Origin of the sequence: Stenotrophomonas sp. T8, from assembly GCF_051853085.1 — a bacterium.
Lineage (GTDB): Bacteria > Pseudomonadota > Gammaproteobacteria > Xanthomonadales > Xanthomonadaceae > Stenotrophomonas > Stenotrophomonas sepilia.
Genome location: NZ_CP195329.1, coordinates 2325613 through 2350701, shown reverse-complemented (window position 1 = coordinate 2350701; position 25089 = coordinate 2325613). Strand labels below are relative to the sequence as shown.

Sequence of the window (25089 nt, the reverse complement as noted above, 5' to 3'; positions counted from 1 at the left end):
GGGCGTGCGTGGACGCCAGAAACAGCAAGCCCCGCAGAGGCGGGGCTTGCGTGCAGCAGCAGTATGGGCGGACGTCGATGAAAGCGACGTCAGCCCATCACGGCATCAGCCGTTGGCCTTCAGCTTGGCCAGGCGCAGCCAGGTATCCACCACGGTGTCCGGGTTCAGCGACACCGACTCGATGCCTTCCTGCATCAGCCATTCGGCCAGATCCGGGTGATCGGACGGGCCCTGGCCGCAGATGCCGACGTACTTGCCCTTGGCACGTGCTGCCTTGATCGCCATCGACAGCAGCTTCTTCACTGCCGGATTCCGCTCGTCGAACAGGTGCGCGACGATCGACGAGTCGCGGTCCAGGCCCAGGCTCAGCTGGGTCAGGTCGTTGGAGCCGATCGAGAAGCCGTCGAAGATCTCCAGGAACTCATCGGCGAGCAGTGCGTTGGACGGCACTTCGCACATCATGATGATCTTCAGGCCGTTCTCGCCCTGCTTCAGGCCGTTCTGTTCCAGCACCTCGATGACCTTGCGGCCTTCTTCCAGGGTGCGCACGAACGGAATCATGACCCACAGGTTGTCCAGGCCCATTTCGTTGCGCACGCGCAGCACGGCCTTGCACTCCAGCGCGAAGGCGGCCGAGAAGCTCGGGTCGACGTAACGGCTGGCGCCGCGGAAGCCGATCATCGGGTTCTCTTCGTGCGGCTCGTAGTTGCTGCCGCCGATCAGGTTGGCGTACTCGTTGGACTTGAAGTCCGACAGGCGCACGATCACCGGGTTCGGTGCAACCGAGGCGGTGAGGGTGGCGATGCCTTCGGCCAGGCGGTCCACGTAGAAGCTGACCGGGTCACCATAGCCGGCGATCTTCTCGTCGATCTTCTTCCTGGTCGCGGCGTCCTGGCGGTCGTATTCCAGCAGCGCGTTCGGGTGGATGCCGATGTGGCTGGCGATGATCATTTCCAGGCGGGCCAGGCCGATGCCGGCGTTCGGCAGCTGGCCGAAGTCGAAGGCACGTTCCGGGTTGGCCACGTTCATCATGATCTTCAGCGGCGCCGGCGGCATGTTGCCCAGATCGGTCGTGGTGCGTTCGAAGCCGAGCTTGCCTTCGTAGATGAAGCCGGTATCGCCTTCAGCGCAGCTGACGGTGACCAGCTGGCCATCCTCGATGACCTGGGTGGCGTTGCCCGAACCGACCACGGCTGGCACGCCCAGCTCGCGCGCGATGATCGCGGCGTGGCAGGTGCGGCCACCGCGGTTGGTGACGATGGCCGAGGCGCGCTTCATCACCGGTTCCCAATCGGGATCGGTCATGTCGGCGATCAGCACGTCGCCCGGCTGCACGCGGTTCATGTCGTCCAGCGTCTTCACCACGCGGGCCACGCCCGAACCGATCTTGGCGCCGACGGCACGGCCCTCGGCCAGCACCTTGCCGCCCTTCTCGGTCAGCGCGAAGCGCTCGATCTGGGTGGCGTGGCTGCGTGACTTCACCGTTTCCGGGCGCGCCTGCACGATGAACAGCTTGCCGCTGACACCGTCCTTGGCCCACTCGATGTCCATCGGGCGGCCGTAGTGCTTTTCGATGACCAGCGCCTGCTTGGCCAGTTCCTGCACGTCCTCGTCGCTGATCGAGAAGGTGGCGCGCAGTTCGGCCGGGGTGTCTTCAATACGGACGCGCTCACCGGGGACATCCGAATACACCATGCGGATCGCCTTGCTGCCGAGCGAGCGGCGCAGGATCGCCGGCTTGCCGGCCTGCAGGGTGGGCTTGTAGACGTAGTATTCGTCCGGATTGACCGCGCCCTGCACGACCATCTCGCCCAGGCCGAACGAGGAGGTGACGAACACCACGTCGCGGAAGCCGGACTCGGTGTCCAGGGTGAACAGCACGCCGGAGGAGCCGACGCCCGAACGCACCATCAGCTGCACGCCGGCGGACAGGAACACGTCCTCATGCTTGAAACCGTGGTGCACGCGGTAGGCGATGGCGCGGTCGTTGTACAGCGAGGCGAACACTTCCTTGACCTTGTGCACGACGTCGTCGGCACCGGTCACGTTGAGGAAGGTTTCCTGCTGGCCGGCGAAGGACGCATCCGGCAGATCCTCGGCGGTGGCAGACGAACGCACGGCCACGGCAACGTCGCCGCCGCCATTCTCGGCGCTCAGCTTGGCGTAGGCGGTGCGGATGTCTTGGTCCAGCTGCGGCTGCAGCGGGGCGTCGATTACCCAGCCGCGGATTTCCTTGCCGGCGGCGGTCAGCGCATTGACGTCCTCGACGTCCAGCGTGGCCAGCCTGTCGAAGATGCGCTTGGACAGGTCGTTGTGCGCGATGAAGTCCTTGAAGGCTTCAGCGGTGGTGGCATAACCGCCCGGCACCGAAACGCCCAGACCGGCCAGGTTGCCGATCATCTCGCCCAGGGACGAATTCTTGCCGCCTACGCGGGCCAGATCGGCCAGACGCAGTTCGTGCAACCACAGGATGTTCTCGTTCAAGCGCGATGCTCCGTTTGGCCATCGCCCGAGGCGGGCTGAGTGGCCGCGTCCGTAGGAAGAAGCCGATATGATGCCGGGCAGAGCACCGTCGGCACAAGCTTGTGCTGGCGGCCTTTTTAAGCTTTGTAGGGGGTAAAAGCGCGCATGTCGACCATCCGTCCGGTGTTCTACGTTTCCGATGGAACCGGTATCACCGCTGAAACCATTGGGCATAGCCTGCTGACCCAGTTCTCCGGGTTCAGCTTCATTACCGATCGGATGTCGTTTGTCGACGACCCTGAAAAAGCGCGTGAAGCCTGCGCCCGGATCCAGGCGGCGGGGGAGCGGTACCAGGTCCGGCCGATCGTGGTGAACTCCTGCGTGGACCAGAGCCTGAGCCTGATCCTGGCCGACAGCGGGGCGCTGATGCTGGATGTGTTCGCGCCGTTCATCGAGCCGCTGGAGCGTGAACTGGCCAGCCCGCGTCTGGCCCGGGTCGGCCAGGCCCACGGCATGGTCGATTTCGACACGTACCACCGCCGCATCAACGCGATGAACTTCGCCCTGACCCATGACGACGGCATCGCGGTGAACTATGACGATGCCGACGTGATCCTGGTGGCGGTGTCGCGCGCCGGCAAGACGCCCACCTGCATCTACCTGGCTCTGCATTACGGAGTGCGCGCGGCCAACTACCCGCTGACCGACGAAGACCTGGAAAGCGACCGCCTGCCGCCGCGCCTGCGCAACTACCGGCGCAAGCTGTTCGGGTTGACCATCGATCCGGACCGCCTGCAGCAGATCCGCCAGGAGCGCCGTCCGAACTCGCGCTACGCCAACCTGGACACCTGCAAGCGCGAGGTGGCCGCGGCCGAGACCATGTTCCGCATGGAGCGGATCCCGACCCTGAGCACCACCCACACCTCGATCGAGGAGATTTCCAGCAAGGTGCTGGCCACATTGGGGCTGCAGCGCGAGCTGTATTGATCCTTTCCGGCGCGCCTGGCTGTGCCCGTAGAGCCGAGCCCACGCTCGGCTGGGCCAGCGGGTTCTGGCCGAAGCGCAGCCGAGCGTGGTCTCGGCCCTGCAGGGGGATCGTCGTCGTCGGGTTGGCTGTGGCTTGAGGCGCCCCCACGTTGAAGCACCAACGTGTAGGATCGACCCATGGCCCGAGCCTTGCCCCGTACCGAACGCATTCCCCGCCTGAGCCGGCTGAGCTGGCTGATGGGCCTGTACGCGGAGAACTACCGCCATCTGGTGCGCCTGTTCGAACCGGCGGGACTGGCGGCGGGCAGCTACATTTCCTCGATCGGCGACGGCCTGGATGTCCGCCTGGACGTGATCGAGTGCCACCGCTACACGGTGGAACTGCGGCTGACCTACGACCTGGCCGACCCGGTCACTGGCGAGCCGGATCCGTCGGCCTATGTTCGTCTGTACCGTGACGCGCGCCAGGCCGAGACCACCCATTGCTACGTCGGCCGCCGCTGGCAGGACACCATGGGCCTGTACCCGCCGCCGGCGGAGTTGATCAGTCATCGCATGCGGATGAACACCTTCCTCGGCAAGTGGCTGGAATACCTGGCCGAGCGCGGCCACGGCGTCGCAACGCTGCGCCGTGACCCCGATGGCACCGGTGCGCCTGCCGAGCGCCGCCTGTCGCTTGTGCGCTGATCGGCCATAATCCAGGGCTGACCTGCCGCTGGATGCCGCCCCATGCCGTACACCCCGATCGTCGCCACCCTGGGCTATGTACTGTCGCCCGATCGTCGCCAGGTGCTGATGATCCATCGCAATACGCGCCCCGGTGACCATCACCTCGGCAAGTACAACGGCCTGGGTGGCAAGATCGAAGCGGACGAGGACGTGGCGGCCAGCATGCGCCGCGAGATTGCCGAGGAAGCCGGCATCGACTGCACCGGCATGCGCCTGCGCGGCACTCTCAGCTGGCCCGGTTTCGGCAGGCACGGCGAAGACTGGCTGGGCTTCGTGTTCGTCATCGACAGCTTCGAAGGCACCCCGCACGGCGGCAATCACGAAGGCACGCTGGAGTGGGTGGATCTGGACAAGCTGGACACGCTGCCGATGTGGGAAGGCGACCGCAACTTCCTGCCGCTGGTGTTCGACGCCGACCCGCGCCCGTTCCACGGCGTGATGCCGTACAAGGACGGGCGCATGGTCAGTTGGTCCTACAGCCGGCTGTGACCCGGTGAATCGGGGAGGTGCCAACCATTCCGGGGAGTGCCAATCTGGGTTGGCACGCTCTTTTGGTTGATTAATACCCGGGCAATATTGACGGTCATAAATTGCCCGGGCAATATTCGCACATCACCTCTGATGCCATTGCCATGCCTGCGTCCCGACTCCCTCCCTTCAGTTGTTTCGACGGCCATCGCCTCGTTGCCTGCGGCAGCCCGGAAGTGGCGGCACTGGCGCTCAAGCGGCTGCGCGCCGACAACGCTGCCGGACCATTGCTGGTGTTCGACAACGCCACCGGTCGCACCCGCGATTTCGATACGCGCGGCAGTGATGAGGAACTGCTGGCGCGGGTAACCGAAGCGTTTCCCCCCTCTGACGAGGCGGATGCCGAAATCACTGCCGAAGACGCTGCGACCCCGCGTGGCCGTGGCCGCCCCAAGCTGGGCGTGGTCGCCCGTGAAGTGACCTTGCTGCCGCGTCATTGGGCCTGGCTGGCCGAGCAGCCGGGCGGCGCCTCGGTGGCATTGCGAAAACTGGTGGAGGCGGCCAGCCGCGCCGGTGCGGACAAGGACCGCCGGCGTCGCGATGCCGAGCGCGCCTATCTCTTCCTGCAGACCATCGCCGGTGACCTGCCGGGCTTCGAGGAGGCCATCCGCGTGCTGTTCGCGCACGACCGTGCGGGCCTGGAAGCGGTGCTGCATTCCTGGCCCAGGGATGTGCGCGACCACGCCCTGCGTCTGGCGTTCGACAGCGCTGACGGCTGAACCATCGCGCCGTCGTTGAGCGGCGGCGCCACCTGATCGCGGGCCACGGCCCGGTCCCCTGTGCTTGCTTTGCTGGTGGAAACGCCGGGCAGGGCAGCGCCTTGCCCAGAGAACCCCATGAACTCCCCTGTACATCCCACGCCCCTGGTCGCGCCGCCTCTGTGGCGCACCTACCTGGCCCTGCTGCTGCCGATGCTGCTGACCAATGCGCTGCAACTGGCCGCAGGCACGCTGGACAACATCTACCTCGGCCATCTGCTCGGTACCCAGGCGGTGGCCGTGGCCGCTGCGTTCTTCCCGGTCTTCTTCCTGCTGCTGGCCCTGGTGATGGGCCTGGCGACCGGCGCGATGGTGCTGATCGGGCACGCCTGGGGCGCGGGTCGGCCGCAGCAGGTGCGCGCGGTGGCTGGCAGTGCGGTGGCGCTGATCCTTGTGCTGTCGGTGCTGGTGATGGCTCTGGGGAGCGGTTTCGCACCACAGCTTCTGATGTCACTGGGTACACCGGCACCGATCCTCGGTGAGTCCATCGTCTACGCGCGCGTGCTGCTGCTGGCGGCGCCGGCGTTCTTCCTCCTGTGGCTGGCCACGGCCGTGAGCCGCGCAGTAGGCGATGCGAAGACGCCGCTGCATGCGCTGCTGCTGGCCACGGCGGTGGGCCTGCTGTGCACGCCGCTGCTGATTCTGGGCTGGGCCGGCCTGCCGCGGCTGGGAGCGGCCAGTGCGGCGGTGTCGGCGGCGTTTGCCTCGCTGTTGGCCCTGGGCTGGCTGTTGTTGCGTTGGCATCGGGCAGGACATCCCCTGGCACCGGGCCCTGAGTTGTTGCATGCCATTCGTTTCGATGGCGCGATCATCCGATCGATGCTCCGCATCGGCATACCCTCCTCGCTGCAGATGCTCAGCCTGGCCGTCGCCGAAATCGTGTTGCTGGGCTGGATCAACCGTTACGGCTACACCGCTACGGCCGCCTACGGTGCGGTCAACCAGCTGATGAACTGGGTGCAGTTGCCGGCAATGTCGTTGGGGATCACCGCCACCATCCTCGCGGCGCATGCGATGGGCGCCGGGCGTACAGCACGGCTGCCGGCCATCGCCCGGACTGGCGTGCTGCTGGGGTTGGCGACGCTGAGCGTGGTGGTGGTGCTGGTTGTGGCGCTGGCGCCCGGGCTGACCGGGCTGATCCTGGCGGCAGCCGACGTGCGCGAGCTGGCTGCGTTGCAGCTGCGCACTGTGGTGTGGGGCGTGCTGGCGATGGGAATCAGCGCGGTGCTTGTCGGGGTGATGCGCGGCAGCGGCACGGTATGGTTGCCAGCGTTGCTGGGTATGGCAGCGGTGCTGCTGTTGGAACTGCCGCTGGCGATGTGGATGCAGGCGCAGCACGGGCTGGCCGGCGTGTGGTGGGCGTGGCCGCTGGGGTTGCTGGCCATGCTGGTGATGCAGGTGATGTGTTTCGCGCGGTGGCGGCGGGTGCAGGCTGGGTAGTGCCGGCCGCCGTCCGGCACCCCGGAATGGCAGGTGCAGCCGGCCAGCGGCCGGCTCTACCACTTCAGCGCCGCTGCGCCAGCAGCAGGTGGAAGCATCCGGCATCATCATCGTCCGTCACCAGGAATCGGACGTGGCGGCGGCGGGCCCGCCGGTGACCATAGCGCCGACCTCGCGGCTTGGGAAGTAGGGAAACCCCGCGTCAGGGTGATGAGGAAATGTCCACCGGCGCAGTCGGTGAGATCTGGTTGTCCACAGGGGGTGTGGATTACGCGTGGGCAACTTTGTGGATAAGCCGCGACAGGCGCCACCCCCCTAGGCTGTCAAGATGGGTGGCGAAAAATTCACCGCCGGTGAGGGCGGGTGAGGGGGCGGTGAAGGGTGGGCCCCGCCAGCGCTGTCACCAGCGACGGCGCTCGCGGTAACCTGTGGGCCTTGATGCTCCGTGAGTCCCCATGAAACGTCACTTCTCGATGCTGCGCGAATTCCAGCTGGCCGACTGGTTCACCCTGGCCAATGCTTTCTGCGGCACCGGTGCGGTATTTGCCGCCATGCGCTTCCTGCAGGACGGCGAGCGTGGCTACCTGCTGTTCGGCATGGCGCTGATCCCGTTGGCCTTCATCTTCGACGCCCTTGATGGGCGCATCGCGCGCTGGCGCAAGTCCAGCTCCACCCTCGGCCGCGAGCTGGACTCGCTGTCCGACGTGATCTCCTTCGGGGTGGCCCCAGCGGCGCTGGCCTATGCCTGCGGCATGCAGGGTGGCTGGGACTGGCTGGTGCTGAGCTACTTCGTCTGCTGCGGCGTCAGCCGCCTGGCACGCTACAACGTCACTGCCGAGGCAATGACCGGCGATGAGGGCAAGGTCACGTATTTCGAGGGCACCCCGATCCCGACCAGCCTGGTGCTGGTGATCGTACTGGCGATCGCCGCCGGCACCGATGCCATCGGCCAGAACATCTGGTTCGGCCAGTGGCAGATCGGACCGTGGCAGCTGCACCCGATGGTGCTGTTGTTCGCCCTGTCCGGGTCGCTGATGATCAGCAAGACCCTGCGTATCCCCAAGCCATGAGCCAGCCCTGCGGAGGCCTGCGATGACCAGCTCGGCCCACGATGCCGGCAGCAGCGATTTCGAGACGCTGGCCCGGCAGTACTTCGGCGCCTGGGGTGATGCTCTGCGCCATGCGGGCGCGCCCGCTGCACCTGCCGGTGACGACCCCGGCAGCTGGCAACGGTTGTTTGACTGGTGGGGCCAATTGCTGCCCGAACAGGCGCCCGGCGCGCCGGAAGATGCCATGCGCCGGTTCCGCGAACAGGCGGGCAGCTGGTACGGCACCATGCAGGAGGTCGCCGCTCGGTTTGCCGGCCGCGACGCCAGCAGTGCCGACGTGGCCCAGGCCTGGCGTGAGGCGGTGCAGGGGCAGGGCGACGGCATGCTGCAATGGATGCTGCAGGGTGCCCGCGGCAGCACCCACGCCGGTGCCGCAGTACCTGAATTCGCCGCATGGCTGCAGCAGTTCCAGTTGCAGGCGGGCCCGTGGCTGCAGAGCCCGGCATTCGGCCCCGGCCGCGAGCACCAGGCGCGCTGGCAGGCCCTGCTGCGTGCGCAGGAAGAATACCAGCAGCATTCGCGCGCCTATGTCGACCAGATCAAGCGGGCATTGGACGAGGCATTTGCGCTGTTCGAGCAGCGCCTGGCCGAGCACGAACAGCCGGGCAGCCAGCTGACCAGCGCCCGCGCGATGTTCGACCTGTGGATCGAAGTGGCCGAGGAGGCCTACGCCAAGGTCGCCATGTCCGAACCGTTCCAGCAGGTGTACGCCTCGCTGGGCAACGCGCAGATGCGTCTGCGCGCCGGCCTGCAGCGCGAGGTGGAACAGATGAGTGAACGTATCGGCCTGCCGACCCGCAGCGAGATGGATGCCGCACACCGCCGCATCGCCGAGCTGGAGCGCAGCCTGCGCCGGCTGCAGGCACAAGTGGCGGTGCTGGCTGGAACCGCTGCGGTCGATCCGGTGGCGCAGCCGACGCCGGCGAAGGTGAAGCCAGCCGCCCGCAAGGCCGCGAAGAGGGCCGCGCCGGCAAAGAAGGCGGCTGCCAAAAAGTCCGAATCTCGCACCACCTCACGGGCACGTGACCGATGAAGGGACCGCTGGGCTTCAACGCCGATGACCTGATGCAGGAGACCCTGGCCATGCAGCGCAAGCTGATGGAGGGGCTGAAGCTGCTGCCGCAGGTGGAAGACGTTGACTATGGCGTGACCGCCCGCGAGGAAGTGTGGCGCGACGGCAAGGTGGTGCTCTACCGCTTCGTCGGCGAACAGGCGCCGACCCGGCGCACGCCGCTGCTGATCGTCTACGCGCTGGTCAACCGGCCGTACATGGTCGACCTGCAGGCCGACCGCTCGCTGGTGCAGAAGTTGTTGGCGCTTGGGCAGGATGTGTACGTGCTGGACTGGGGCTACCCGGATCGCTCGGAGCGCTTCCAGACGCTGGAGGACTATCTGCTGCGCTATATCGATGGTGCGGTGGATGCACTGCGCGTGCGCAGTGGCGGCCCGATCGACCTGCTCGGCATCTGCCAGGGCGGTGTGTTCGCGCTGTGCTATGCCGCGCTGCGCCGGGAGAAGCTGGGCAAGCTGATCACCATGGTCACCCCGGTCGATTTCCAGACGGCCGACAACATGCTCTCGCACTGGGCGCGGCAGGTGGACGTGGATCTGCTGGTGGATACGCTGGGCAACATACCGGCTGACCTGATGAATGCCAGCTACCTGATGCTCAAGCCATTCCGCCTGAACGTGCAGAAGTACGTCGGTCTGCTCGATATCCTCGACGACAAGGCGGCGCTGGAGGATTTCCTGCGCATGGAAAAATGGATCTTCGATTCGCCGGACCTGGCGGGCGAGGCGTTCCGTGACTTCATCAAGCAGTTCTACCAGGGCAACGGCCTGGTGAACGGTACGGTGCGGATCGGCGAGGAAGCCGTGGATCTGTCGCAGGTGACCTTGCCGGTGCTGAACATCTATGCCGAGCAGGACCATCTGGTACCGCCGGACGCCTCGCGCGCGATGCGTGGGCGCCTGGGCACGGACGACTACACAGAGTCCAGTTTCCGCGGTGGCCACATTGGTATCTATGTGTCCGGCCGCGCCCAGCGCGAAGTGCCGGCCACGATCGATGGCTGGTTGAAGGCGCGTGACCTGTAGAGTCGAGCCATGCTCGATTGACCTGGGGGGATGATGACGTACCGGATTTCGTTGATTCTTGCGGCACTGCTGGCAGCACAATTTGCCCACGCCGCACCCAGTGCCGATGCACGCCGGGAGATCGCCCAGCTGATTTCCAGCCTGGACGGCTCGCAGTGCCGTTTCCAGCGCAATGGCAGCTGGTACGACGGCGGCGATGCGCGCGCTCATCTGCAGCGCAAGTACGACTACCTGCTGAAGAAGGACATGGTGGACAGCGCCGAGCAGTTCATCGAGCGCGCCGCCAGCCAGAGCAGCATGAGCGGGAAGCCTTACCGCATCCAGTGCCCGGGGCAGCCTGAACAGACCGCGGCCGCCTGGTTCGGTGCGCGCCTGCAGGCGCTGCGTCTCCGCACGCCGTAGACACGGAGGCGGTGTAGAGTCGCGGCGTGCTCGACTGATTCTGCCCGCAAGCCGAGGAGACACCGCCGTGAACACCACGCCCAAGACGCTGTCGCGTTCATTGAACGACCGCATGATTGCCGGCGTGATGGGCGGCATTGCCCATCGCTTCGGCTGGAACCCCACCCTGGTGCGGATCGTGTTCGTGCTGGTATCGATCGGCTCGGCCGCCTTCCCCGGCATTCTGATCTACCTGATCCTGTGGCTGCTGATTCCGAACGAGGCGGATTGAACACCGCCGCTCGATCCTGGCCGCTCTGGCTGCGCGCGCTGCAGATGCTGGGCGCCGCATGGACGCTGCCCAACACACTGATCGGCCTGATCGGCGGCCTGGCCGGCATGCTTGGCGGCGCGACGCTGCGATGGAGCGGGCGGGACTGCGCCGTGGTGTTCGATCACTGGCCGTGGGGGCCGGGCGGTGCGATCACCCTGGGCAACGTGATCCTGCATACCGGCCATGACCTCGGCATCTGTTGCCGGACCTATGCGCATCAGGCGGGGTGGGGCGTGGAGCCGCTGATCCGGCTGGACGACCACGAGCGCGCGCACGTTTACCAGTACATGGTGCTGGGGCCGTTGTACCTGCCGGTGTACCTGCTGTGTGGTGGGGTGAGTGCACGCAATCCGTTCGAACGCGCGGCCGATCATTTCGCCCGGTTCGGGCGTGGTTGGTGGCCGTAGTTTCCAGCCAACGGCGCGGCCCCTCGTGGGTAGTGATGCCTGGTTGTCAAATGCAAAACCCTCGCGCTGGTCGGTCGGGTTGGGTTCACGGCGTCCCCGGCCTACCCACCCTCCCGGCCAGCCCACAGGAAACCGGCTTTCCGCGACCAACCAAACCACCCACGAGGGGCTGCGCCGTTGGCGGGAATCCCCGCGATTCGTTAGCCGGAAGTTAAAGATCCGTAAGCATTCTGCTGCGATCCCGCAGTCATCTGCATGCAACCGATCGTCATTAGCCTTCGTGACGTTCCAGTCAGGTTCGACGCGGTAAGCTCTCCCTCGATGAGCTCGCAGCATCGCTCATCGAGCGCAGTACGCAGTAGCAATTTGGAGGAAGACATCACATGGCAATCGTTCTTTATGTCGGTGGTAGCAAGGATGGCGAGAAGGGCGTGGTGCCCTACGGCTTCAGCAAATCCCGCGCCGACACCGCGCTGGGGCCGGAGTTCTACACGGAGCGGTTCATGGAACTGCAGGGTGTCGGCAAGGTCCGCCTGATGGCCCTGGAAGGCATGCGTGACGACATCGTCATGCAGCGCGCCGCCCGCCACTACCGCTGACCGTCGCAACACGCGGCAGGGCGCGCCCACCATCGCGCGCCCGCGCCGGCATCCCAGCCCCGGGCCAGTCCGAGCCCGCTCTTTGCCAGGATGCCGGCGTCCAATCCGGCTTCGCCGCTGAACCTCGCCCCCTGTCAATGCCTTGTCCGGCTCCGTCGCGGATTGCCAGAATGGGGGCTTCCCGAAACGCGGCACAGACCTGAAGCAATGCACGACGCCAAGAACGCCCAGAGCGCGCTCGCCCAGCAGATCGCCCAGACCATCGCCGACGAAATCGGTGCCCAGTCCGCCCAGGTACGCGCCGCCGTCGGCCTGCTCGACGAAGGCGCCAGCGTTCCGTTCATCGCGCGCTACCGCAAGGAAGTGACCGGTGGCCTGGACGACACCCAGCTGCGCAACCTGGAAACCCGGCTGACCTACCTGCGCGAGCTGGAGGACCGTCGCGCGGCGGTGCTGGCCAGCATCGGCGAGCAGGGCAAGCTCAGTGACGAGCTGCGCAATGACATCCTGGCCGCCGATACCAAGAGCCGGCTGGAAGACCTGTACCTGCCGTACAAGCCCAAGCGCCGCACCCGTGCGCAGATCGCCCGCGAGGCCGGCCTGGAGCCGTTGGCCGATGGCCTGCTGGCCGACCCGGCGCAGGACCCGCAGACGTTCGCGGCCACCTTCGTCGACGCCGACAAGGGCGTGGCCGACGCCAAGTCCGCGTTGGAAGGCGCGCGCGCGATCCTGATGGAGCGCTGGGGCGAAGACGCCGCGCTGGTCGGTGAACTGCGCACCTGGCTGGGCGAGACCGGCGTGATCCGTGCCCGCGTCGCCGAGGGCAAGGAAACCGAGGGCGCCAAGTACCGCGACTACTTCGAGCATGCCGAGGCGCTGGCGAAGATTCCGTCGCATCGCTTGCTGGCACTGTTCCGTGCGCGCCGCGAGGAGATCCTGTTCCTGGAACTGGACCCGGGCAGCGATGCCGAGGCTGGCCATCAGTACGCCGAAGGACGCGTGGCGCGCAAGGCCGGCATCGCCGACCAGGGCCGTGCCGCCGACCGCTGGCTGCTGGATGCGTGCCGGCTGACCTGGCGTGCCAAGCTGCACACCCATCTGCTGCTGGACCTGTTCAACCAAGCCCGCGAAAAGGCCGAAGCCGAAGCCATCGCGGTGTTCGGCGACAACCTGAAGGACCTGTTGCTGGCGGCACCCGCCGGCCCGAAGACCGTGCTCGGACTGGACCCGGGCATCCGCACCGGCTGCAAGATCGCCGTGGTCGATGCCACCGGCAAGCTGGTCGCCACCGACACCATCTACCCGCACGAGCCGCGTCGCCAGTGGGAGCAGTCGCTGCAGACGATCAAGCAGCTGTGCGCCAAGCACAACGTGGAACTGATCGCGATCGGCAACGGCACTGCCAGCCGCGAAACCGACAAGCTGGCCGGTGAAGCGATCAAGGCCGCTGCCAACCCGAAGCTGCAGAAGGTAGTGGTCAGCGAGGCCGGGGCGTCGGTGTACTCGGCGTCCGAGTTCGCGGCCAGGGAGTTCCCGGAGCTGGACGTGTCGCTACGTGGGGCGGTGTCGATCGCCCGCCGCCTGCAGGACCCGCTGGCCGAACTGGTGAAGATCGAACCCAAGGCGATCGGTGTCGGCCAGTACCAGCACGATGTGGATCAGTACCGCCTGGCGCGCGCGCTGGATGCCCGCGTGGAGGACTGCGTGAACGCGGTGGGCGTGTACGTGAACACCGCTTCGGCTGCACTGTTGTCGCGGGTGTCCGGCCTGTCGGCCACGGTGGCCGAGAACATCGTGCGCCACCGTGATGCGAACGGCCCGTTCAAGCGCCGCAAGGACCTGCTGAAGGTCGCGCGCCTGGGCGAGAAGACCTTTGAACAGTGCGCGGGCTTCCTGCGCATTGCCGACGGTGATGAACCGCTGGATGCTTCGGCGGTACACCCGGAAGCCTACCCGGTGGTCGAGCGCATCGTTGCCAGCACCGCGCGCCCGATCAAGGCGCTGATCGGTGATGGCAGCTTCCTGCGCGGCCTGAAGGCCGAGCAGTTCACCGATGCCACCTTCGGCGTGCCGACCGTGCGTGACATCCTCAAGGAACTGGAGAAGCCGGGCCGAGACCCACGCCCCGAGTTCAAGGCGGCACGATTCGCCGAGGGCGTCGAGGACATCAAGGACCTGCGCGAGGGCATGGTGCTCGAGGGTGTGGTCAGCAACGTGGCGGCCTTCGGTGCCTTCGTCGATATCGGTGTGCACCAGGATGGCCTGATCCACATATCGGCACTTTCCGATACGTTCGTGAAGGACCCGCGCGACGTGGTCAAGGCCGGCGATATCGTCAAGGTGAAGGTGCTGGAGGTGGACGTGGCGCGCAAGCGCATCGCCCTGACCCGGCGCCTGGACGATACCCCCGGGCAAGCCACCAGCCGCCCGGGACAGCGTGATGAGCGCGGTCATGGGCAGGGTCCGCGCCGCGATGCAGGCGGCCAGAACCGCGGGCTGAACCGGGGTCAAGGCAATGGTGGCCGTCCCGCCGCGTCCGCGCCCCCGGCCAACAACGCCCTGGCCGAGGCCTTCGCGCGCGCCAAGCGCAGTTGAGGACCGCGTTCCCCGTCACACTTGATTCATGGCGGGGGACTTGTCGATTTTCCCCGTGATTGCGCACACTTGCGCTTGAGGGGAGGCGTCCGGCCACCCCGCTGTTGCTGGGGAGGGCCATGACGCCAGCACCACCCGTTGCTCGTACCGGCGGTCGCAGCGCTGCGCTGCGTTCGGCGCCTGCCCGTGCCGGCAGGAGACCGGATTGATGCCGGGCCAGGGCATCCACGGCAATGGACTGCTGGAGCGCCGCCTGCAGGAGCTAGCGGAAGAGCGTCGCCGCCTGGCGATGATCATCGACGGTACCGCCGCGGGAACCTGGGAATGGAACGTGCAGACCGGCGAGATGCGGGTCAATGCGCGCTGGGCCGAGATCGTCGGTTACCGCCTGGAAGAGCTGGAACCCATCTGCCAGAAGACGTTCCTGAGGCTGGTCCATCCCGATGACATTGCGTTGTCCGATGCTGCGCTGGACGACCATTTCCAAGGGCGCAGCGACAACTACGCCTGCCTGCTGCGCATGCGCCACAGGAACGGCCAGTGGATCTGGATCCAGGACCGTGGCCGCGTCTTTGAATGGGACGGGCAGGGCAAGCCGCTGTGGATGGCCGGTGCCCATGCCGACGTCACCGAGCTGCAGCAGGCGAGACAGGACGCGGCCGAAACCCGCCAACGCCTGCAGGCCGTGGTCGATGCGTCCGATGAGGTAGCGGTGATCGCCACCGATACCGATGGCACCATCACCCTGTTCAACACGGGTGCGGAGCGCCTGCTGGGCTACAGCGCAGCGGAGGTGGTCGGCCAGCGCCGGCTCGATGCGTTCCACGATCCGGAGGAACTGAATGCCTGGCTGGAGCCGCTGGCCGATGCCGAGGGCAACCTTCCCGACGTGTTCGAAGCGCTCAGTGCCCGCGCTGACGGGCAGACCTACTCGCGGCAGTGGACGTTGCTGCGCAAGGAGGGCCTGCCACGCCAGGTGCGCCTGTCGATCAGCCGCATGGAAGGTGCCGATGGCGCACGCATCGGCTACGTCGGCATGGCCATCGACATCACCGAAATTCTGCAGGCACGGGCCGAGGCGCGGCTGTCGGCGGAGAAGTTCGCCGGTGCATTCACGTCGGCGGCGTTGGGCATGGCGCTGGTGTCGCTGGAGGGGCGTTGGCTGGACGTCAATGATGCGCTGTGCCGGATCCTGGGTTACCCGCGCGAAGAGCTGCTGCAGGTCGACTTCCAGCGCCTGACCCATCCCGATGACCTGCAGACCGACCTGGCCCTGGTGCAGGACCTGCTGGCCGGACGGCGCAGCCATTACCACCTTGAAAAGCGCTATCTCGACCGCGACGGCCGCATCATCTGGGCGCGGCTGTCGGTGTCGCTGGTGCGCAGCGAGCATGGCCAGCCGCTGCACTTCGTGTCGCAGATCCAGGACATCACCGCCCAGCGCAGCAGTGAGCAACGCCTGTTCGAGAGCGAACAGCGCAGCCGCATCACCCTGGATGCGGTGGCCGACCTGGTGCTCAGCGTCAACCTTGACGGCCGCATCGACTATGCCAACGCGGCCGCGGTACGCACCCTGGCCGGTGATGGCGCGCTGTCGCTGGCCGGGCACAAGGTGCAGGACGTGCTGGCGCTGACCACCGAGTACGCGCCCGGCTCGGTACTGGATGTGTCGGTACTGCTGGACCCGGAGAGCAACGCGGTGGACCTGCACGCCGACCTGCTGCTGCGCCTGGGCACGGCAACGGTGCCGGTGGACCTGACGCGGGCCTGGCTGCGCGATGACGAAGGCCATGTGCGCGGCGCGGTGTGGGTGCTGCGCGACGACACCCAGCAGCGGGCGCGGCAGCGCGAAGCCCGCCACCTGGCCGAGATCGATCCACTCACCGAACTGAGCAACCGCCGCGGTTTCGAGGTGCACCTGCAGCAGGCGATCACCCGCGTCGAGCGCACCGGGCAGGCCGCCTCGCTGATGTACATCGATCTGGACCGCTTCAAGCCGGTCAACGACACCTGGGGCCACCTGGCCGGCGATGCCGTGCTGTGGGCGGTGGCCAGTGTGCTGCGACATGGTGTGCGTGATTCGGACGTGGTGGCGCGGCTGGGCGGCGACGAGTTCGCGGTGATCCTGTCCGGGTGTACGCCGCGTCGTGCCGCACGGATCGGCGGTGAACTCCTGCAGACCCTGTCAGCGCTGTCCATCCCGTGGGATCAGCATCGGCTGCGGGTCGGTGCCAGCATCGGCATCGCGCCCCTGGCGGGGGGCATGAGCGTGGACCAGGCAGTGGCCGCTGCCGATGCACAGTGCTACCGGGCCAAGGCGCTGGGGCGCAACAACGTGCAGGTGCAGGGCGAGCTGTCGGAGCTTCCAGGCGACGATGCCGATGCCGCCCAGGACTGATCTCAGCCTGTGAGAGGGCACGCGCGAATACTGCGCGCATCTCCCCTGAAGCAGGTGAACCCATGAATGCCTGGAACCCGGTTGCGGTACGCATGTTCATCCCGGCGCTGGTCGGCTGGTGCCTGGCGCTGGCCACCTGCCTGCGCGCCGAACAGCTGCGCGGCGACCCGTACGCGCAGGCGTTGTTGCCCGTATTGCAGCAAGGCGCGGTCGCGCTGCTGGTCCTGAGCCTGGCCTGCACGGTTGCGGCCTGCGTGTTGCTGTGGCGGCATGGCCGCGGCGACGGCGGGCGTCTCGCTTCCGGCACTACACCCGTGCCGCGTCCATCAGCAGGACCCGGCACGGTGCGCGCTGGAACGCGTTGATCTGAGGCACCAGACGCTGGAAGTGCTCGCTGGCGCAATGGATATCCAGAGCGTCGCGGTCCGGCCATTGCTCGATGAAGACGAAATGCCCGGGGTCCTTCTGGTCGACGAACAGTTCATAGCCGAGGCAGAGCGGCTCTCGCCGCGTGCATGCGACCAGCTCGCGGTACAGGGGAAGCACGGTGTCCACCGCATCGGGATGGATGAAATCCTCGGCGATCACTTTCAGCATGTCGGCACCTGCAGACGGGCCTTGCAGGATAGTGCCAGCGCATCGCGTGCACCTATCCTGGTCAACGCAATACCGTGTCCGTACTGACCAGCTGCACGTCGTGCATCTGATTGAGGTAGGCCTCGTAGTAGCCCTTGTGCGAGGCACCGACGATGGCCAGCATTCGGCTGCCAGGGTGCAGGCCCAGCACGTCGCGGACGTTGGCGACCATGCGCAGGTTGCGGGTTTCCCAGTAACCGACATACATCCGGCCGAACGCCTTGGAGGACGGCTCGACGAGCGTCGCGCCGAAGTCGCTCTGGTACGCTGCCATCGCTGCCGCGGGGCTGTTGTAATCCCGATACAGCGCCATGACGCCGCCGGGCTTGTCCAGATTGGCCACGAGGCGTTCATCGGCCTCCCGTCGCGCCCGCAAGTGTGTATTGTTCCAGGCACCGGTGATGGCTGCACTGGCCGCCGCTTCATCCTCGGCCGGTGTGGGAGAATCGGCCGTGTGGTCGTCCACGGCCCACAGCCGTTCATGCCCGAGGCGGGCAGCAACGACGGCGGCGATCAGGCTGGTTTCATTGCGGCGGACCAGGCCTTTGCCGAGGATCTCGACCAGGGCCGGCGTCAGCCCATCGCCGGCTTTGCGCTCGGACGCAGGCAGGCGCAGCCACTGCACCTGCGCCGAGCCGCGTTCGCCCGCTGCCAGGAACAATGCTGCGAGCCGACGACGCTGGGTGGGCGTCGGCTCGTCCGGCCAGGTCGCAAGCAGGCGCTCGGCCTGGGCGTTCGCTGCGGGCACGTCCAGGCCCGTGGCAGCCTGCGCAGCGGTGGTGTCGAAGCAGTAGGTGGCCACGCTCTGCGCATAGCGTTCCGGGTAGCGACGCATGGAATCGCACTGGAGGCCGGACAGGTCTTCGGTGGCGATCAGTTCGGGCTTCCAGGCGACCAGTCGCTGCAGCAACGGTTCAAGCAAGGCGGGCTGGAACGACTTGGGCAGGCCGGACAGGTGGGCGGTGCCCAGTACCAGCACCTCGTTCGGTCGCCCGACAGGCGGCCCCTTCAGCTGGTCCGGATGGAAGGCGGGCCGATAGGTGGCATCGGCAGCGAGGGCGCCGGTACTGCACAGGCCCAGGATCAGGAGGCTGGCCAAGCGTGGGAACATGCGATCTCCGTGTCAGTGCGCGTCCTGCAGTTCGCTGCATGCTGGCCGTTTTCACCTGCCACGGAATCGCCCGTTGGTCATGCAAACCTTTTGGGCCTGAACTGCATCGTGCCCGGCAAGGCTCTGCCCAGTGACGACGGCAACGCGCGACATGTTCCGTGATGACACCCGGTGTCCCCACCGAGCGTGAGCAGAATGTGAAGTACATCGCGATTGTCTACCGCGTCCCTGCAGCTGCATCTGAAGTTGCGACGGACGTCGCGTAATCCGGCTAAAGCCACCGATCGCCTCGCCGATATTCCCTCTGGATCCCGCTCCAGTCACCCGCCGCAGGACCCCAGGCCGTCCCCGATGGGCGGCCCGCGCTGTGTGTTCCGCCGCTCCCAGATGCCGATCGCACCCGCAGCAGACGTTCGTGGCAGTCGCTCGAGAGGTGCCGGTTGGCACCTGTAGTCCCTGGCACCTGAAGTTGCCGCCGGGCATCCCGCCCGTCGGGTCGCAACCGCTTACCGGACACCGAGGATCAGACAATGCTCATTCCAGGCTTCACGGCGGGCGCACAGGCGCCGGCTGAGCTGCATACCCGTTGGTCGCCGTGGCGTGCCCTGCTGGACGCGCTGGCACCCCAGCACCGCACCGGCGCCGAGGCCGTGTCCGACGGCCGTGCCGAGCTGGAAGCCCAGGTCGCGGCGCTGCACCGGGTCCAGGCGGTCATCGAGTTCGCCCTCGATGGCACCATCCTGCAGGCCAATGACAACTTCCTGCAGGCGATGGGCTACCGGCTGGAGGAGATCCAGGGAAAGCATCATTCCCTGTTCGTCGATCCCGAGCAGGCGCGCAGCGCCGAGTACCGCGACTTCTGGGCGCGGCTGGGGCGTGGCGAATATGACGCTGGCCAGTACCGGCGCTTCGGCAAGGGCCAGCGCGAGATCTGGATCCAGGCCTCGTACAACCCGGTGCTGGACCGGCAGGGGCGGCCTTACAAGGTGGTCAAGTTCGCCACCGACATCACCGCGCAGAAGCTGCAGGCGGCCGACTCGGCCGGGCAGCTGGCGGCGATCGACAAGTCGCAGGCGGTGATCGAGTTCGGCATGGACGGCCGCATCCTTTCGGCCAACGAGAACTTCCTGGCAGCCACCGGCTACAGCCTGGACGACGTGCGTGGCCAGCACCACTCGCTGTTCGTCGAGCCCGAGTATCGTGGCAGTGCCGAGTATCGGCAGTTCTGGGAGAAGCTGGGCCGTGGCGAATACGATGCCGGCCAGTACCGGCGCCTCGGCAAGGGCGGGCGCGAGGTCTGGATCCAGGCGTCCTACAACCCGATCCTGGATCTCAATGGAAAGCCGTTCAAGGTCGTCAAGTACGCCACCGACATCACCGCGCAGGTGCATGAGAACCAGGCCATGCAGCGCGCCGTGGCGCAGACCCGTGAAGTGGTGGCGGCCGCCAAGGAGGGCGACCTGACCCGGCGCGTGGCCACCGCCGACAAGCACGGGCCGATCGCCGAGCTGTGCGAAGGCGTGAATTCGCTGGTCGAGGCGATGGCTGCGATCATCGGCCAGATCAAGTTTGCCGCCGACACCATCGCCGTCGGTGCCACCGAGATCGCGCAGGGCAACAGCGATCTGTCGCAGCGCACCGAGCAGCAGGCAGCGTCGCTGGAGGAGACCGCCATGTCGATGAAGGGCCTGGCCGAGACCGTGCAGCGCACCGCGAGCAACGCACGGCAGGCCAGTCAGCTGGCCGGTGGGGCTGCCGATGTCGCTGCGCGTGGCGGCAACGTGGTGCACGAAGTGGTCGAGACCATGGCGGTGATCAACGCATCCTCGCGGCGCATCGTCGACATCATCGGCGTGATCGACGGCATCGCTTTCCAGACCAACATCCTTGCCTTGAACGCCGCGGTGGAAGCCGCGCGTGCGGGCGAACACGGGCGTGGCTTCGCCGTGGTCGCCACCGAGATCCGCGAACTGTCGCAGCGCTCGGCCAGTGCCGCCAAGGAGATCAAGCAGCTGATCGATGCGTCGGTGGCCAATGTCGGCGCCGGCACCGCGCAGGTTGAGAGCGCCGGCCGCACCATGGACGAGATCGTGCTCAACGTGCGCCGGGTCAGTGACCTGATGTCCGAGATCAGCACGGCCGCACAGCAGCAGAGCGACGACATCCAGCAGATGAACCACGCTGTCGATCTGATCGACCAGGGCACCCAGCAGAACGCTGCGCTGGTCGAGGAAGCCTCGGCCGCGGCGCGCAGCATGGAGGAGCAGTCAGCGCAGCTTCTGCAGACCGTGGCCAGCTTCCGCGTGCAGGGTGGCGCGGGGCACCTGCACGGCGCGGCGGTGCTGCGTGCGGTCTAGGCCCGGCGGTCGGAGTGCTGTTCCCCGGCCTCGTGGCTCGGCCTGCTCATGCGCGGCCTGCCAGGCTACGCCGATGCTGATGGTCACATGGGCCTCAGCGGCGGGCAGGGCGGCGGTTTCCACGGCGGCGCGCAGGCGCTCGCAGGGTGGCGATGAATTCCTCGCCGCCGTCGCGGGCCAGCAGGTCATCACTGCGTTGCGGGCAGCCGTCGAGGATCGCGGCGACCGCCTGCAGGTTGTTGGCGTCCCCAGCGCCAACGCTGATCGGATGCGTCAGGCAGATGGCGGGCGATCTGCAGCGCCATCGCCCGTTCGGAAACGTGGCCCCAGCTGGTGTGCTCGATCACGCCCGGCAGCGAGAGGTAGTGGGACGAGGCGACGGCGTCGGACGCCCGCAGGAGGGGCAATCGCGCGGGCAGGGCATGCTGGGGCATCTTCGCCAGTGTCGGCGCTCTGGCCCGGGAAAAGCAAAAGGCCAGATCACGGACCTGGCCTTTGATGCTGTGGTGCCGGTGAAAGGACTCGAACCTTCATGGGGTCACCCCCGGCTGATTTTGAGTCAGCTGCGTATACCATTCCGCCACACCGGCAGGCAGCGTACGAGTGTAACCGAGGTCGGCAGGCGATGCATAGTAGGAGGGCCTATGAGGGCGGTTCCTGTCGGCATTGGCCCCTTGATAGCTATACTCCCAGCGTGCAATTGCCTCCAGGAGCGGTAGCCGATGACAGTGTTGCAGGACCTGAGGGTGCTGGTGGTCGAGAACGACGAAATGAGTGCGGCCCTGCTGCAGATGCAGCTGGTGCATGCCGGTGCGGTCGTGGTTGGCCTCGCAGCGAGTGTGTCCGAGGCCCTGCGGCTGCTGGAGCAGAGCACTCCTGACGTGGCCCTGCTGGATTACCGCCTGGCCCGCAACGAGACCAGTGAGCCGGTGGCTGCAGCGCTTTCAGCGCGTGGCATTCCGTTCGTGCTGGCCACCGGGATGCTGGCCGAGCAGCTGCCGGCGCCGATGTTGGCCGGCCTGCTGCTGGTCAAGCCGTACCTGTCGGCTGATCTGTCACGCGCGCTGGCGCGAGCGGTGGGTCGCTCCAGCGTCAAGGCCTGAGCCGTCCGTCACGGACCGGCAGGGGGATACTGCCGACGGCTGAATGCTCGCGTCTGCGAAGTTCGGCGGCAACCCCTGATCCAGGAACCCCGTCCAGGCGGGGTTTTTCAATTGCGTCCGGCGCTCAGCCCGCTTCCTCGTACACGTAACGGATCTCCTCGCGGTCATCGAGGATGCGGTACTGGCGCGCCAGGTCATCCGGTTCGGGGTTGAGCCAGGCGTCGAGGTGTTCCTTGCGGATCGGCACTACCCCGCGGTCATGCCCGGCAGCGGCGACGTCGCTGGGCGGTGCGTCGGTGATCGTGGCAAACGACAGCAGGCGGCCTTCCGGTCCTTCCCATTCTGCCCAGAGGCAGGCCAGCAGCAGGTCGCGGGGCGGATCGGGACGGAATTCGAGCACCACGTCCTGTTCCTTTTCGTCGGCACCGAGGGTGCGGCCGGCGATGGCGTGGCGGGGCACGTGCTCGTAGAACGCCTGTACCACCACCACGCCGTGGCGCAGTCCGAACGCACCCCGCCAGTAACCTTCCAGGCTGTCGCGCCGCGCATTGTAGGTGCCGGGGTAAAGCACGTCGTTGCGCGCCGGCTTGTCCGGCAGCCGGCACTGGTAGCGCATCGGCTTGATCACGCGCTGGCCGTTCTCGCTGACCATCACCGGTGCGTAGGTGCCGGGGAAAATGCGGTTGTCACGCGGCAGCAGCTGCACCCGATGCAGGTCTTCCAGCCGGGCCTGTGCGCGCTCGATGCGGTTGCCGGCCACGCGCAGGTCGTTGCGCGCCTTCTGCGTGGGCCGGGTGGCCAGCGTGGCATGGGCAATATCGCGTCGTTCGCGTTGCCGGGCCAGTTCGGCCTCCAGGGCCTGTTGCTCCTGCGCATGCCATTGCTGGATCTTCGCCACGATGTCCCGGCCCTGTTCGGTACGCGCACCGGCGAATCCGTCATCCATCGCCTTCGGGGTCTTCGGCCGTTTCTTGCCCGGATCGTGTGCGTACAGTTCGGCGAACTCCTCCAGTGACAGGATGGCGCCGAACTCGCGTACCAGCTTGGCGTAGTCAGCGCGGATCAAGGCGGAATAGCACATGGGACTCTGGGGGCCTGGGTCGCAGCGGCTGCGACGTGGATGCGGCAGGATAGCCCGACCCATCCGGAGATGTCGCATGAATGATTCCATCACCTGCCAGTTCCGCGAAGCCGTGCCCACGGTCGAGGACTATTGCCAGTTGCGTGTGCTCGCAGGCCTCAGCGCCAAGACCCGGGAAGCAGCTGCGCGCGCGCTGCCCAATACGTTGTTCGGCGTGTGTGCCTACCAGGGTGCAGAACTTGTGGCGATGGGGCGTATCGTCGGCGATGGCGGCTGCCACCTGCAGGTCTGCGACATCGCGGTGCTGCCGCGGTTGCAGGGGCAGGGTCTGGGCAAGGAGGTGATGCGGCGCCTGGACGGCTGGATGCGGGCCAACCTGCCGCCGTCGGCGTATGTCAGCCTGCTGGCCGATGGCGAGGCGCATCGGTTGTACGCGCAGTTTGGTTTCGCACCGACTGCCCCGGCATCGATCGGGATGTATCGGCGGTTCTGAGCCGTGGGCGGGATGAAGCCATCCACGCATGGCGTGGATCTACCCGGGCCCTGCAGTAGATCCACGCCATGCGTGGATAGGGCCTTCCCAGGAATCACAGGCAAAGAAAAACCCCGACCGGAGTCGGGGTCTTCAAGAATTGGCGTCCCCACGGGGATTCGAACCCCGGTCGCCACCGTGAAAGGGTGATGTCCTAGGCCTCTAGACGATGGGGACGCACGAAAACTTCAAGTTGTAGATCCTTCGACGGCCTAATGTCGAGGTGGTGGAGCCAAGCGGGATCGAACCGCTGACCTCCTGCATGCCATGCAGGCGCTCTCCCAGCTGAGCTATGGCCCCATGAAACTCCGGATATCTGCCGGGAGCAGAGTCCGTTTTGAAACTGGCGTCCCCACGGGGATTCGAACCCCGGTCGCCACCGTGAAAGGGTGATGTCCTAGGCCTCTAGACGATGGGGACGCACGAAAAACTTCAAGTTGTAGAACTTTCGACGGCCTAATGTCGAAAGTGGTGGAGCCAAGCGGGATCGAACCGCTGACCTCCTGCATGCCATGCAGGCGCTCTCCCAGCTGAGCTATGGCCCCGTGTTACCGAGCCGCCTATCATACCTGCGTGTTCACGTTTGTGGAAGTTTTTTTTGAACTTTTTCGTCCCGGTTCAACCGTTGCCACCAAGGGCAGGGGAACCGCAACGCCACAACCTGAATGCCGGTAGGCGGTGAACAAAAAGACCCGGTTATCGGCCGGGTCCTCGTTGTTCGTGATGAGTGGCGTCCCCACGGGGATTCGAACCCCGGTCGCCACCGTGAAAGGGTGATGTCCTAGGCCTCTAGACGATGGGGACGCAATTCTCATCAATGTTCTTTAGCGACCTTTCGACGGCCTAATGCCGAAAGATTGGTGGAGCCAAGCGGGATCGAACCGCTGACCTCCTGCATGCCATGCAGGCGCTCTCCCAGCTGAGCTATGGCCCCACGTCGCTGAGGAGCGAAATAATAGCCTTGCCCCAGAGGGTTGGCAAGCATTTGTTGCACTTTTCTTCACGCGCGTTGCGAAGGGAACGACGATCACACGTACTCAGTCGGCGCCGTCGGTCAGCGCCGCCAGGATCGGGCACTGATCCAGGGTGCCGTGGCCGGGGCAGGCGTCGACCAGCTGCGAGAGCGCGCTGTGCATGCGTTGCAGTTCAGCCATGCGCTGCGCGATGTCCTGCAGTCGGGCTTGCGCCGCGTCGCGCACGCTGCCCATGTCCTGCGGATGGCCATCACTGAGTGCCAGCAGTTCGGCGATTTGTTCCAGGCTGAAGCCCAGCGTCTTGGCGCGGCGGATGAAGCGCAGCCGGCGCAGGTCCTGCTCACCGAAGATGCGATAGCCCCCGGCCGAGCGTGCCGCGGTGGGCAGCAACTGCTGGCGCTCGTAGTAGCGCACGGTATCGATCGGTACGCCGGCCTGGCGCGCCAGTTGACCAATGTTCATGGCGGATT

The 25089-nt window shown here is 66.5% G+C and carries 23 protein-coding genes, 7 tRNA genes and 1 pseudogene; 18 read left to right on the top strand and 13 right to left on the bottom strand.

Annotated features, from left to right (window positions below; all coding sequences use genetic code 11):
- Positions 1-105 precede the first annotated feature (105 nt).
- Positions 106-2484, bottom strand: coding sequence for a phosphoenolpyruvate synthase (gene ppsA / locus ACSDHM_RS11035; RefSeq protein ID WP_188240859.1), 2379 nt, complete (start codon positions 2482-2484; stop codon positions 106-108).
- Positions 2485-2628: 144 nt separating this feature from the next.
- Here ppsA and ppsR point away from each other — a divergent pair, with 144 nt between their 5' ends.
- From ppsR to ACSDHM_RS10960, 15 genes are all read left to right on the top strand, one after another.
- Positions 2629-3450, top strand: coding sequence for a posphoenolpyruvate synthetase regulatory kinase/phosphorylase PpsR (ppsR, locus tag ACSDHM_RS11030; RefSeq protein ID WP_005417170.1), 822 nt, complete (start codon positions 2629-2631; stop codon positions 3448-3450).
- A 177-nt stretch (positions 3451-3627) separates the two neighbouring features.
- The gene (locus tag ACSDHM_RS11025; protein ID WP_334272184.1) at positions 3628-4137 is read left to right on the top strand and encodes a DUF1249 domain-containing protein; all 510 of its coding nucleotides are present in this window, start codon (positions 3628-3630) and stop codon (positions 4135-4137) included.
- A 42-nt stretch (positions 4138-4179) separates the two neighbouring features.
- Positions 4180-4668, top strand: coding sequence for an NUDIX hydrolase (locus ACSDHM_RS11020; RefSeq protein ID WP_088496173.1), 489 nt, complete (start codon positions 4180-4182; stop codon positions 4666-4668).
- 143 nt (positions 4669-4811) lie between these two features.
- Positions 4812-5426 (top strand): DUF2239 family protein, encoded by a 615-nt coding sequence (locus ACSDHM_RS11015; protein WP_138951821.1) that lies wholly within the window; start codon positions 4812-4814, stop codon positions 5424-5426.
- A gap of 117 nt (positions 5427-5543) precedes the next feature.
- Entirely contained in the window at positions 5544-6905 is a 1362-nt protein-coding gene (locus ACSDHM_RS11010; RefSeq protein WP_439426264.1) for an MATE family efflux transporter, read from the top strand.
- Between the two features lie 455 nt (positions 6906-7360).
- On the top strand, positions 7361-7975 hold the full coding sequence (locus ACSDHM_RS11005) for a CDP-alcohol phosphatidyltransferase family protein (RefSeq protein ID WP_019660264.1): 615 nt from the start codon (positions 7361-7363) through the stop codon (positions 7973-7975).
- Between the two features lie 22 nt (positions 7976-7997).
- Positions 7998-9047 (top strand): class III poly(R)-hydroxyalkanoic acid synthase subunit PhaE, encoded by a 1050-nt coding sequence (gene phaE, locus ACSDHM_RS11000; protein WP_072168076.1) that lies wholly within the window; start codon positions 7998-8000, stop codon positions 9045-9047.
- The gene (phaC, locus tag ACSDHM_RS10995; protein WP_005417157.1) at positions 9044-10111 is read left to right on the top strand and encodes a class III poly(R)-hydroxyalkanoic acid synthase subunit PhaC; all 1068 of its coding nucleotides are present in this window, start codon (positions 9044-9046) and stop codon (positions 10109-10111) included. The genes phaE and phaC overlap by 4 nt, the downstream gene beginning before the upstream one ends.
- 33 nt (positions 10112-10144) lie before the next feature.
- On the top strand, positions 10145-10513 hold the full coding sequence (locus tag ACSDHM_RS10990) for a YfeK family protein (RefSeq protein ID WP_032954276.1): 369 nt from the start codon (positions 10145-10147) through the stop codon (positions 10511-10513).
- A 112-nt stretch (positions 10514-10625) separates the two neighbouring features.
- Positions 10626-10784, top strand: coding sequence for a PspC domain-containing protein (locus tag ACSDHM_RS10985; protein ID WP_194430536.1), 159 nt, complete (start codon positions 10626-10628; stop codon positions 10782-10784).
- 44 nt (positions 10785-10828) lie between these two features.
- Entirely contained in the window at positions 10829-11233 is a 405-nt protein-coding gene (locus tag ACSDHM_RS10980; RefSeq protein WP_088123871.1) for a hypothetical protein, read from the top strand.
- Between the two features lie 383 nt (positions 11234-11616).
- Positions 11617-11832 (top strand): hypothetical protein, encoded by a 216-nt coding sequence (locus ACSDHM_RS10975; protein ID WP_005417149.1) that lies wholly within the window; start codon positions 11617-11619, stop codon positions 11830-11832.
- 207 nt (positions 11833-12039) lie between these two features.
- Complete coding sequence (locus ACSDHM_RS10970; RefSeq protein ID WP_438914507.1) at positions 12040-14427, top strand: Tex family protein; 2388 nt, start codon at positions 12040-12042, stop codon at positions 14425-14427.
- A gap of 208 nt (positions 14428-14635) precedes the next feature.
- Positions 14636-16825 carry a PAS domain-containing protein gene (locus ACSDHM_RS10965; RefSeq protein ID WP_072167438.1) on the top strand — a complete coding sequence of 730 codons (2190 nt, stop codon included), beginning with the start codon at positions 14636-14638 and terminating at the stop codon, positions 16823-16825.
- Positions 16826-16887: 62 nt separating this feature from the next.
- Positions 16888-17190 carry a hypothetical protein gene (locus ACSDHM_RS10960; RefSeq protein WP_072167439.1) on the top strand — a complete coding sequence of 101 codons (303 nt, stop codon included), beginning with the start codon at positions 16888-16890 and terminating at the stop codon, positions 17188-17190.
- Here ACSDHM_RS10960 and ACSDHM_RS10955 read toward each other — a convergent pair.
- Positions 17132-17422 (bottom strand): putative quinol monooxygenase, encoded by a 291-nt coding sequence (locus ACSDHM_RS10955; protein ID WP_061479066.1) that lies wholly within the window; start codon positions 17420-17422, stop codon positions 17132-17134. The two genes, ACSDHM_RS10960 and ACSDHM_RS10955, sit on opposite strands and share 59 nt — an antisense overlap.
- Before the next feature lie 61 nt (positions 17423-17483).
- Entirely contained in the window at positions 17484-18572 is a 1089-nt protein-coding gene (locus tag ACSDHM_RS10950) for a DUF5694 domain-containing protein (RefSeq protein ID WP_252744508.1), read from the bottom strand.
- 530 nt (positions 18573-19102) lie between these two features.
- Between ACSDHM_RS10950 and ACSDHM_RS10945 the strand changes: the two genes are divergently transcribed.
- Positions 19103-20929, top strand: coding sequence for a methyl-accepting chemotaxis protein (locus tag ACSDHM_RS10945; RefSeq protein WP_188240866.1), 1827 nt, complete (start codon positions 19103-19105; stop codon positions 20927-20929).
- 27 nt (positions 20930-20956) lie between these two features.
- On the opposite strand, the pseudogene ACSDHM_RS10940 reads toward ACSDHM_RS10945, so the two are convergent.
- Both ACSDHM_RS10940 and ACSDHM_RS10935 read right to left on the bottom strand, forming a co-directional pair.
- Positions 20957-21164, bottom strand: a pseudogene (locus tag ACSDHM_RS10940) (GGDEF domain-containing protein); the annotation flags it as partial.
- A gap of 269 nt (positions 21165-21433) precedes the next feature.
- Positions 21434-21519, bottom strand: a tRNA-Leu gene (locus tag ACSDHM_RS10935).
- 132 nt (positions 21520-21651) lie between these two features.
- On the opposite strand from ACSDHM_RS10935, the gene ACSDHM_RS10930 reads away from it, so the two are divergent.
- Positions 21652-22032 carry a response regulator gene (locus ACSDHM_RS10930; protein ID WP_061479069.1) on the top strand — a complete coding sequence of 127 codons (381 nt, stop codon included), beginning with the start codon at positions 21652-21654 and terminating at the stop codon, positions 22030-22032.
- Positions 22033-22156: 124 nt separating this feature from the next.
- On the opposite strand, the gene ACSDHM_RS10925 is transcribed toward ACSDHM_RS10930, so the two are convergent.
- Positions 22157-23113 (bottom strand): SOS response-associated peptidase family protein, encoded by a 957-nt coding sequence (locus tag ACSDHM_RS10925; protein WP_353080313.1) that lies wholly within the window; start codon positions 23111-23113, stop codon positions 22157-22159.
- Between the two features lie 76 nt (positions 23114-23189).
- Here ACSDHM_RS10925 and ACSDHM_RS10920 point away from each other — a divergent pair, with 76 nt between their 5' ends.
- Entirely contained in the window at positions 23190-23606 is a 417-nt protein-coding gene (locus ACSDHM_RS10920) for a GNAT family N-acetyltransferase (protein ID WP_353080314.1), read from the top strand.
- A gap of 140 nt (positions 23607-23746) precedes the next feature.
- Here the strand turns inward: ACSDHM_RS10920 and ACSDHM_RS10915 are convergent.
- From ACSDHM_RS10915 to ACSDHM_RS10885, 7 genes are all read right to left on the bottom strand, one after another.
- Positions 23747-23822 (bottom strand) — tRNA-Glu (locus ACSDHM_RS10915).
- A gap of 47 nt (positions 23823-23869) precedes the next feature.
- Positions 23870-23945, bottom strand: a tRNA-Ala gene (locus tag ACSDHM_RS10910).
- A 44-nt stretch (positions 23946-23989) separates the two neighbouring features.
- A tRNA-Glu gene (locus ACSDHM_RS10905) sits at positions 23990-24065 on the bottom strand.
- Between the two features lie 49 nt (positions 24066-24114).
- Positions 24115-24190 (bottom strand) — tRNA-Ala (locus ACSDHM_RS10900).
- A 183-nt stretch (positions 24191-24373) separates the two neighbouring features.
- A tRNA-Glu gene (locus tag ACSDHM_RS10895) sits at positions 24374-24449 on the bottom strand.
- Between the two features lie 54 nt (positions 24450-24503).
- Positions 24504-24579 (bottom strand) — tRNA-Ala (locus ACSDHM_RS10890).
- A gap of 103 nt (positions 24580-24682) precedes the next feature.
- Positions 24683-25081, bottom strand: coding sequence for a heavy metal-responsive transcriptional regulator (locus ACSDHM_RS10885; protein WP_005417119.1), 399 nt, complete (start codon positions 25079-25081; stop codon positions 24683-24685).
- Positions 25082-25089 lie beyond the last annotated feature (8 nt).

What these genes read in the sequence shown, in the direction of transcription:
- ppsR (WP_005417170.1), top strand. Translation starts at nt 2,629, where the DNA reads ATGTCGACCATCCGTCCGGTGTTCTACGTTTCCGATGGAACCGGTATC.
- ACSDHM_RS11025 (WP_334272184.1), top strand. Translation starts at nt 3,628, where the DNA reads ATGGCCCGAGCCTTGCCCCGTACCGAACGCATTCCCCGCCTGAGCCGG.
- ACSDHM_RS11020 (WP_088496173.1), top strand. Translation starts at nt 4,180, where the DNA reads ATGCCGTACACCCCGATCGTCGCCACCCTGGGCTATGTACTGTCGCCC.
- ACSDHM_RS11015 (WP_138951821.1), top strand. Translation starts at nt 4,812, where the DNA reads ATGCCTGCGTCCCGACTCCCTCCCTTCAGTTGTTTCGACGGCCATCGC.
- ACSDHM_RS11010 (WP_439426264.1), top strand. Translation starts at nt 5,544, where the DNA reads ATGAACTCCCCTGTACATCCCACGCCCCTGGTCGCGCCGCCTCTGTGG.
- ACSDHM_RS11005 (WP_019660264.1), top strand. Translation starts at nt 7,361, where the DNA reads ATGAAACGTCACTTCTCGATGCTGCGCGAATTCCAGCTGGCCGACTGG.
- phaE (WP_072168076.1), top strand. Translation starts at nt 7,998, where the DNA reads ATGACCAGCTCGGCCCACGATGCCGGCAGCAGCGATTTCGAGACGCTG.
- phaC (WP_005417157.1), top strand. Translation starts at nt 9,044, where the DNA reads ATGAAGGGACCGCTGGGCTTCAACGCCGATGACCTGATGCAGGAGACC.
- ACSDHM_RS10990 (WP_032954276.1), top strand. Translation starts at nt 10,145, where the DNA reads ATGACGTACCGGATTTCGTTGATTCTTGCGGCACTGCTGGCAGCACAA.
- ACSDHM_RS10985 (WP_194430536.1), top strand. Translation starts at nt 10,626, where the DNA reads ATGATTGCCGGCGTGATGGGCGGCATTGCCCATCGCTTCGGCTGGAAC.
- ACSDHM_RS10980 (WP_088123871.1), top strand. Translation starts at nt 10,829, where the DNA reads ATGCTGGGCGCCGCATGGACGCTGCCCAACACACTGATCGGCCTGATC.
- ACSDHM_RS10975 (WP_005417149.1), top strand. Translation starts at nt 11,617, where the DNA reads ATGGCAATCGTTCTTTATGTCGGTGGTAGCAAGGATGGCGAGAAGGGC.
- ACSDHM_RS10970 (WP_438914507.1), top strand. Translation starts at nt 12,040, where the DNA reads ATGCACGACGCCAAGAACGCCCAGAGCGCGCTCGCCCAGCAGATCGCC.
- ACSDHM_RS10965 (WP_072167438.1), top strand. Translation starts at nt 14,636, where the DNA reads ATGCCGGGCCAGGGCATCCACGGCAATGGACTGCTGGAGCGCCGCCTG.
- ACSDHM_RS10960 (WP_072167439.1), top strand. Translation starts at nt 16,888, where the DNA reads ATGAATGCCTGGAACCCGGTTGCGGTACGCATGTTCATCCCGGCGCTG.
- ACSDHM_RS10955 (WP_061479066.1), bottom strand. Translation starts at nt 17,422, where the DNA reads ATGCTGAAAGTGATCGCCGAGGATTTCATCCATCCCGATGCGGTGGAC.
- ACSDHM_RS10950 (WP_252744508.1), bottom strand. Translation starts at nt 18,572, where the DNA reads ATGTTCCCACGCTTGGCCAGCCTCCTGATCCTGGGCCTGTGCAGTACC.
- ACSDHM_RS10945 (WP_188240866.1), top strand. Translation starts at nt 19,103, where the DNA reads ATGCTCATTCCAGGCTTCACGGCGGGCGCACAGGCGCCGGCTGAGCTG.
- ACSDHM_RS10930 (WP_061479069.1), top strand. Translation starts at nt 21,652, where the DNA reads ATGACAGTGTTGCAGGACCTGAGGGTGCTGGTGGTCGAGAACGACGAA.
- ACSDHM_RS10925 (WP_353080313.1), bottom strand. Translation starts at nt 23,113, where the DNA reads ATGTGCTATTCCGCCTTGATCCGCGCTGACTACGCCAAGCTGGTACGC.
- ACSDHM_RS10920 (WP_353080314.1), top strand. Translation starts at nt 23,190, where the DNA reads ATGAATGATTCCATCACCTGCCAGTTCCGCGAAGCCGTGCCCACGGTC.
- ACSDHM_RS10885 (WP_005417119.1), bottom strand. Translation starts at nt 25,081, where the DNA reads ATGAACATTGGTCAACTGGCGCGCCAGGCCGGCGTACCGATCGATACC.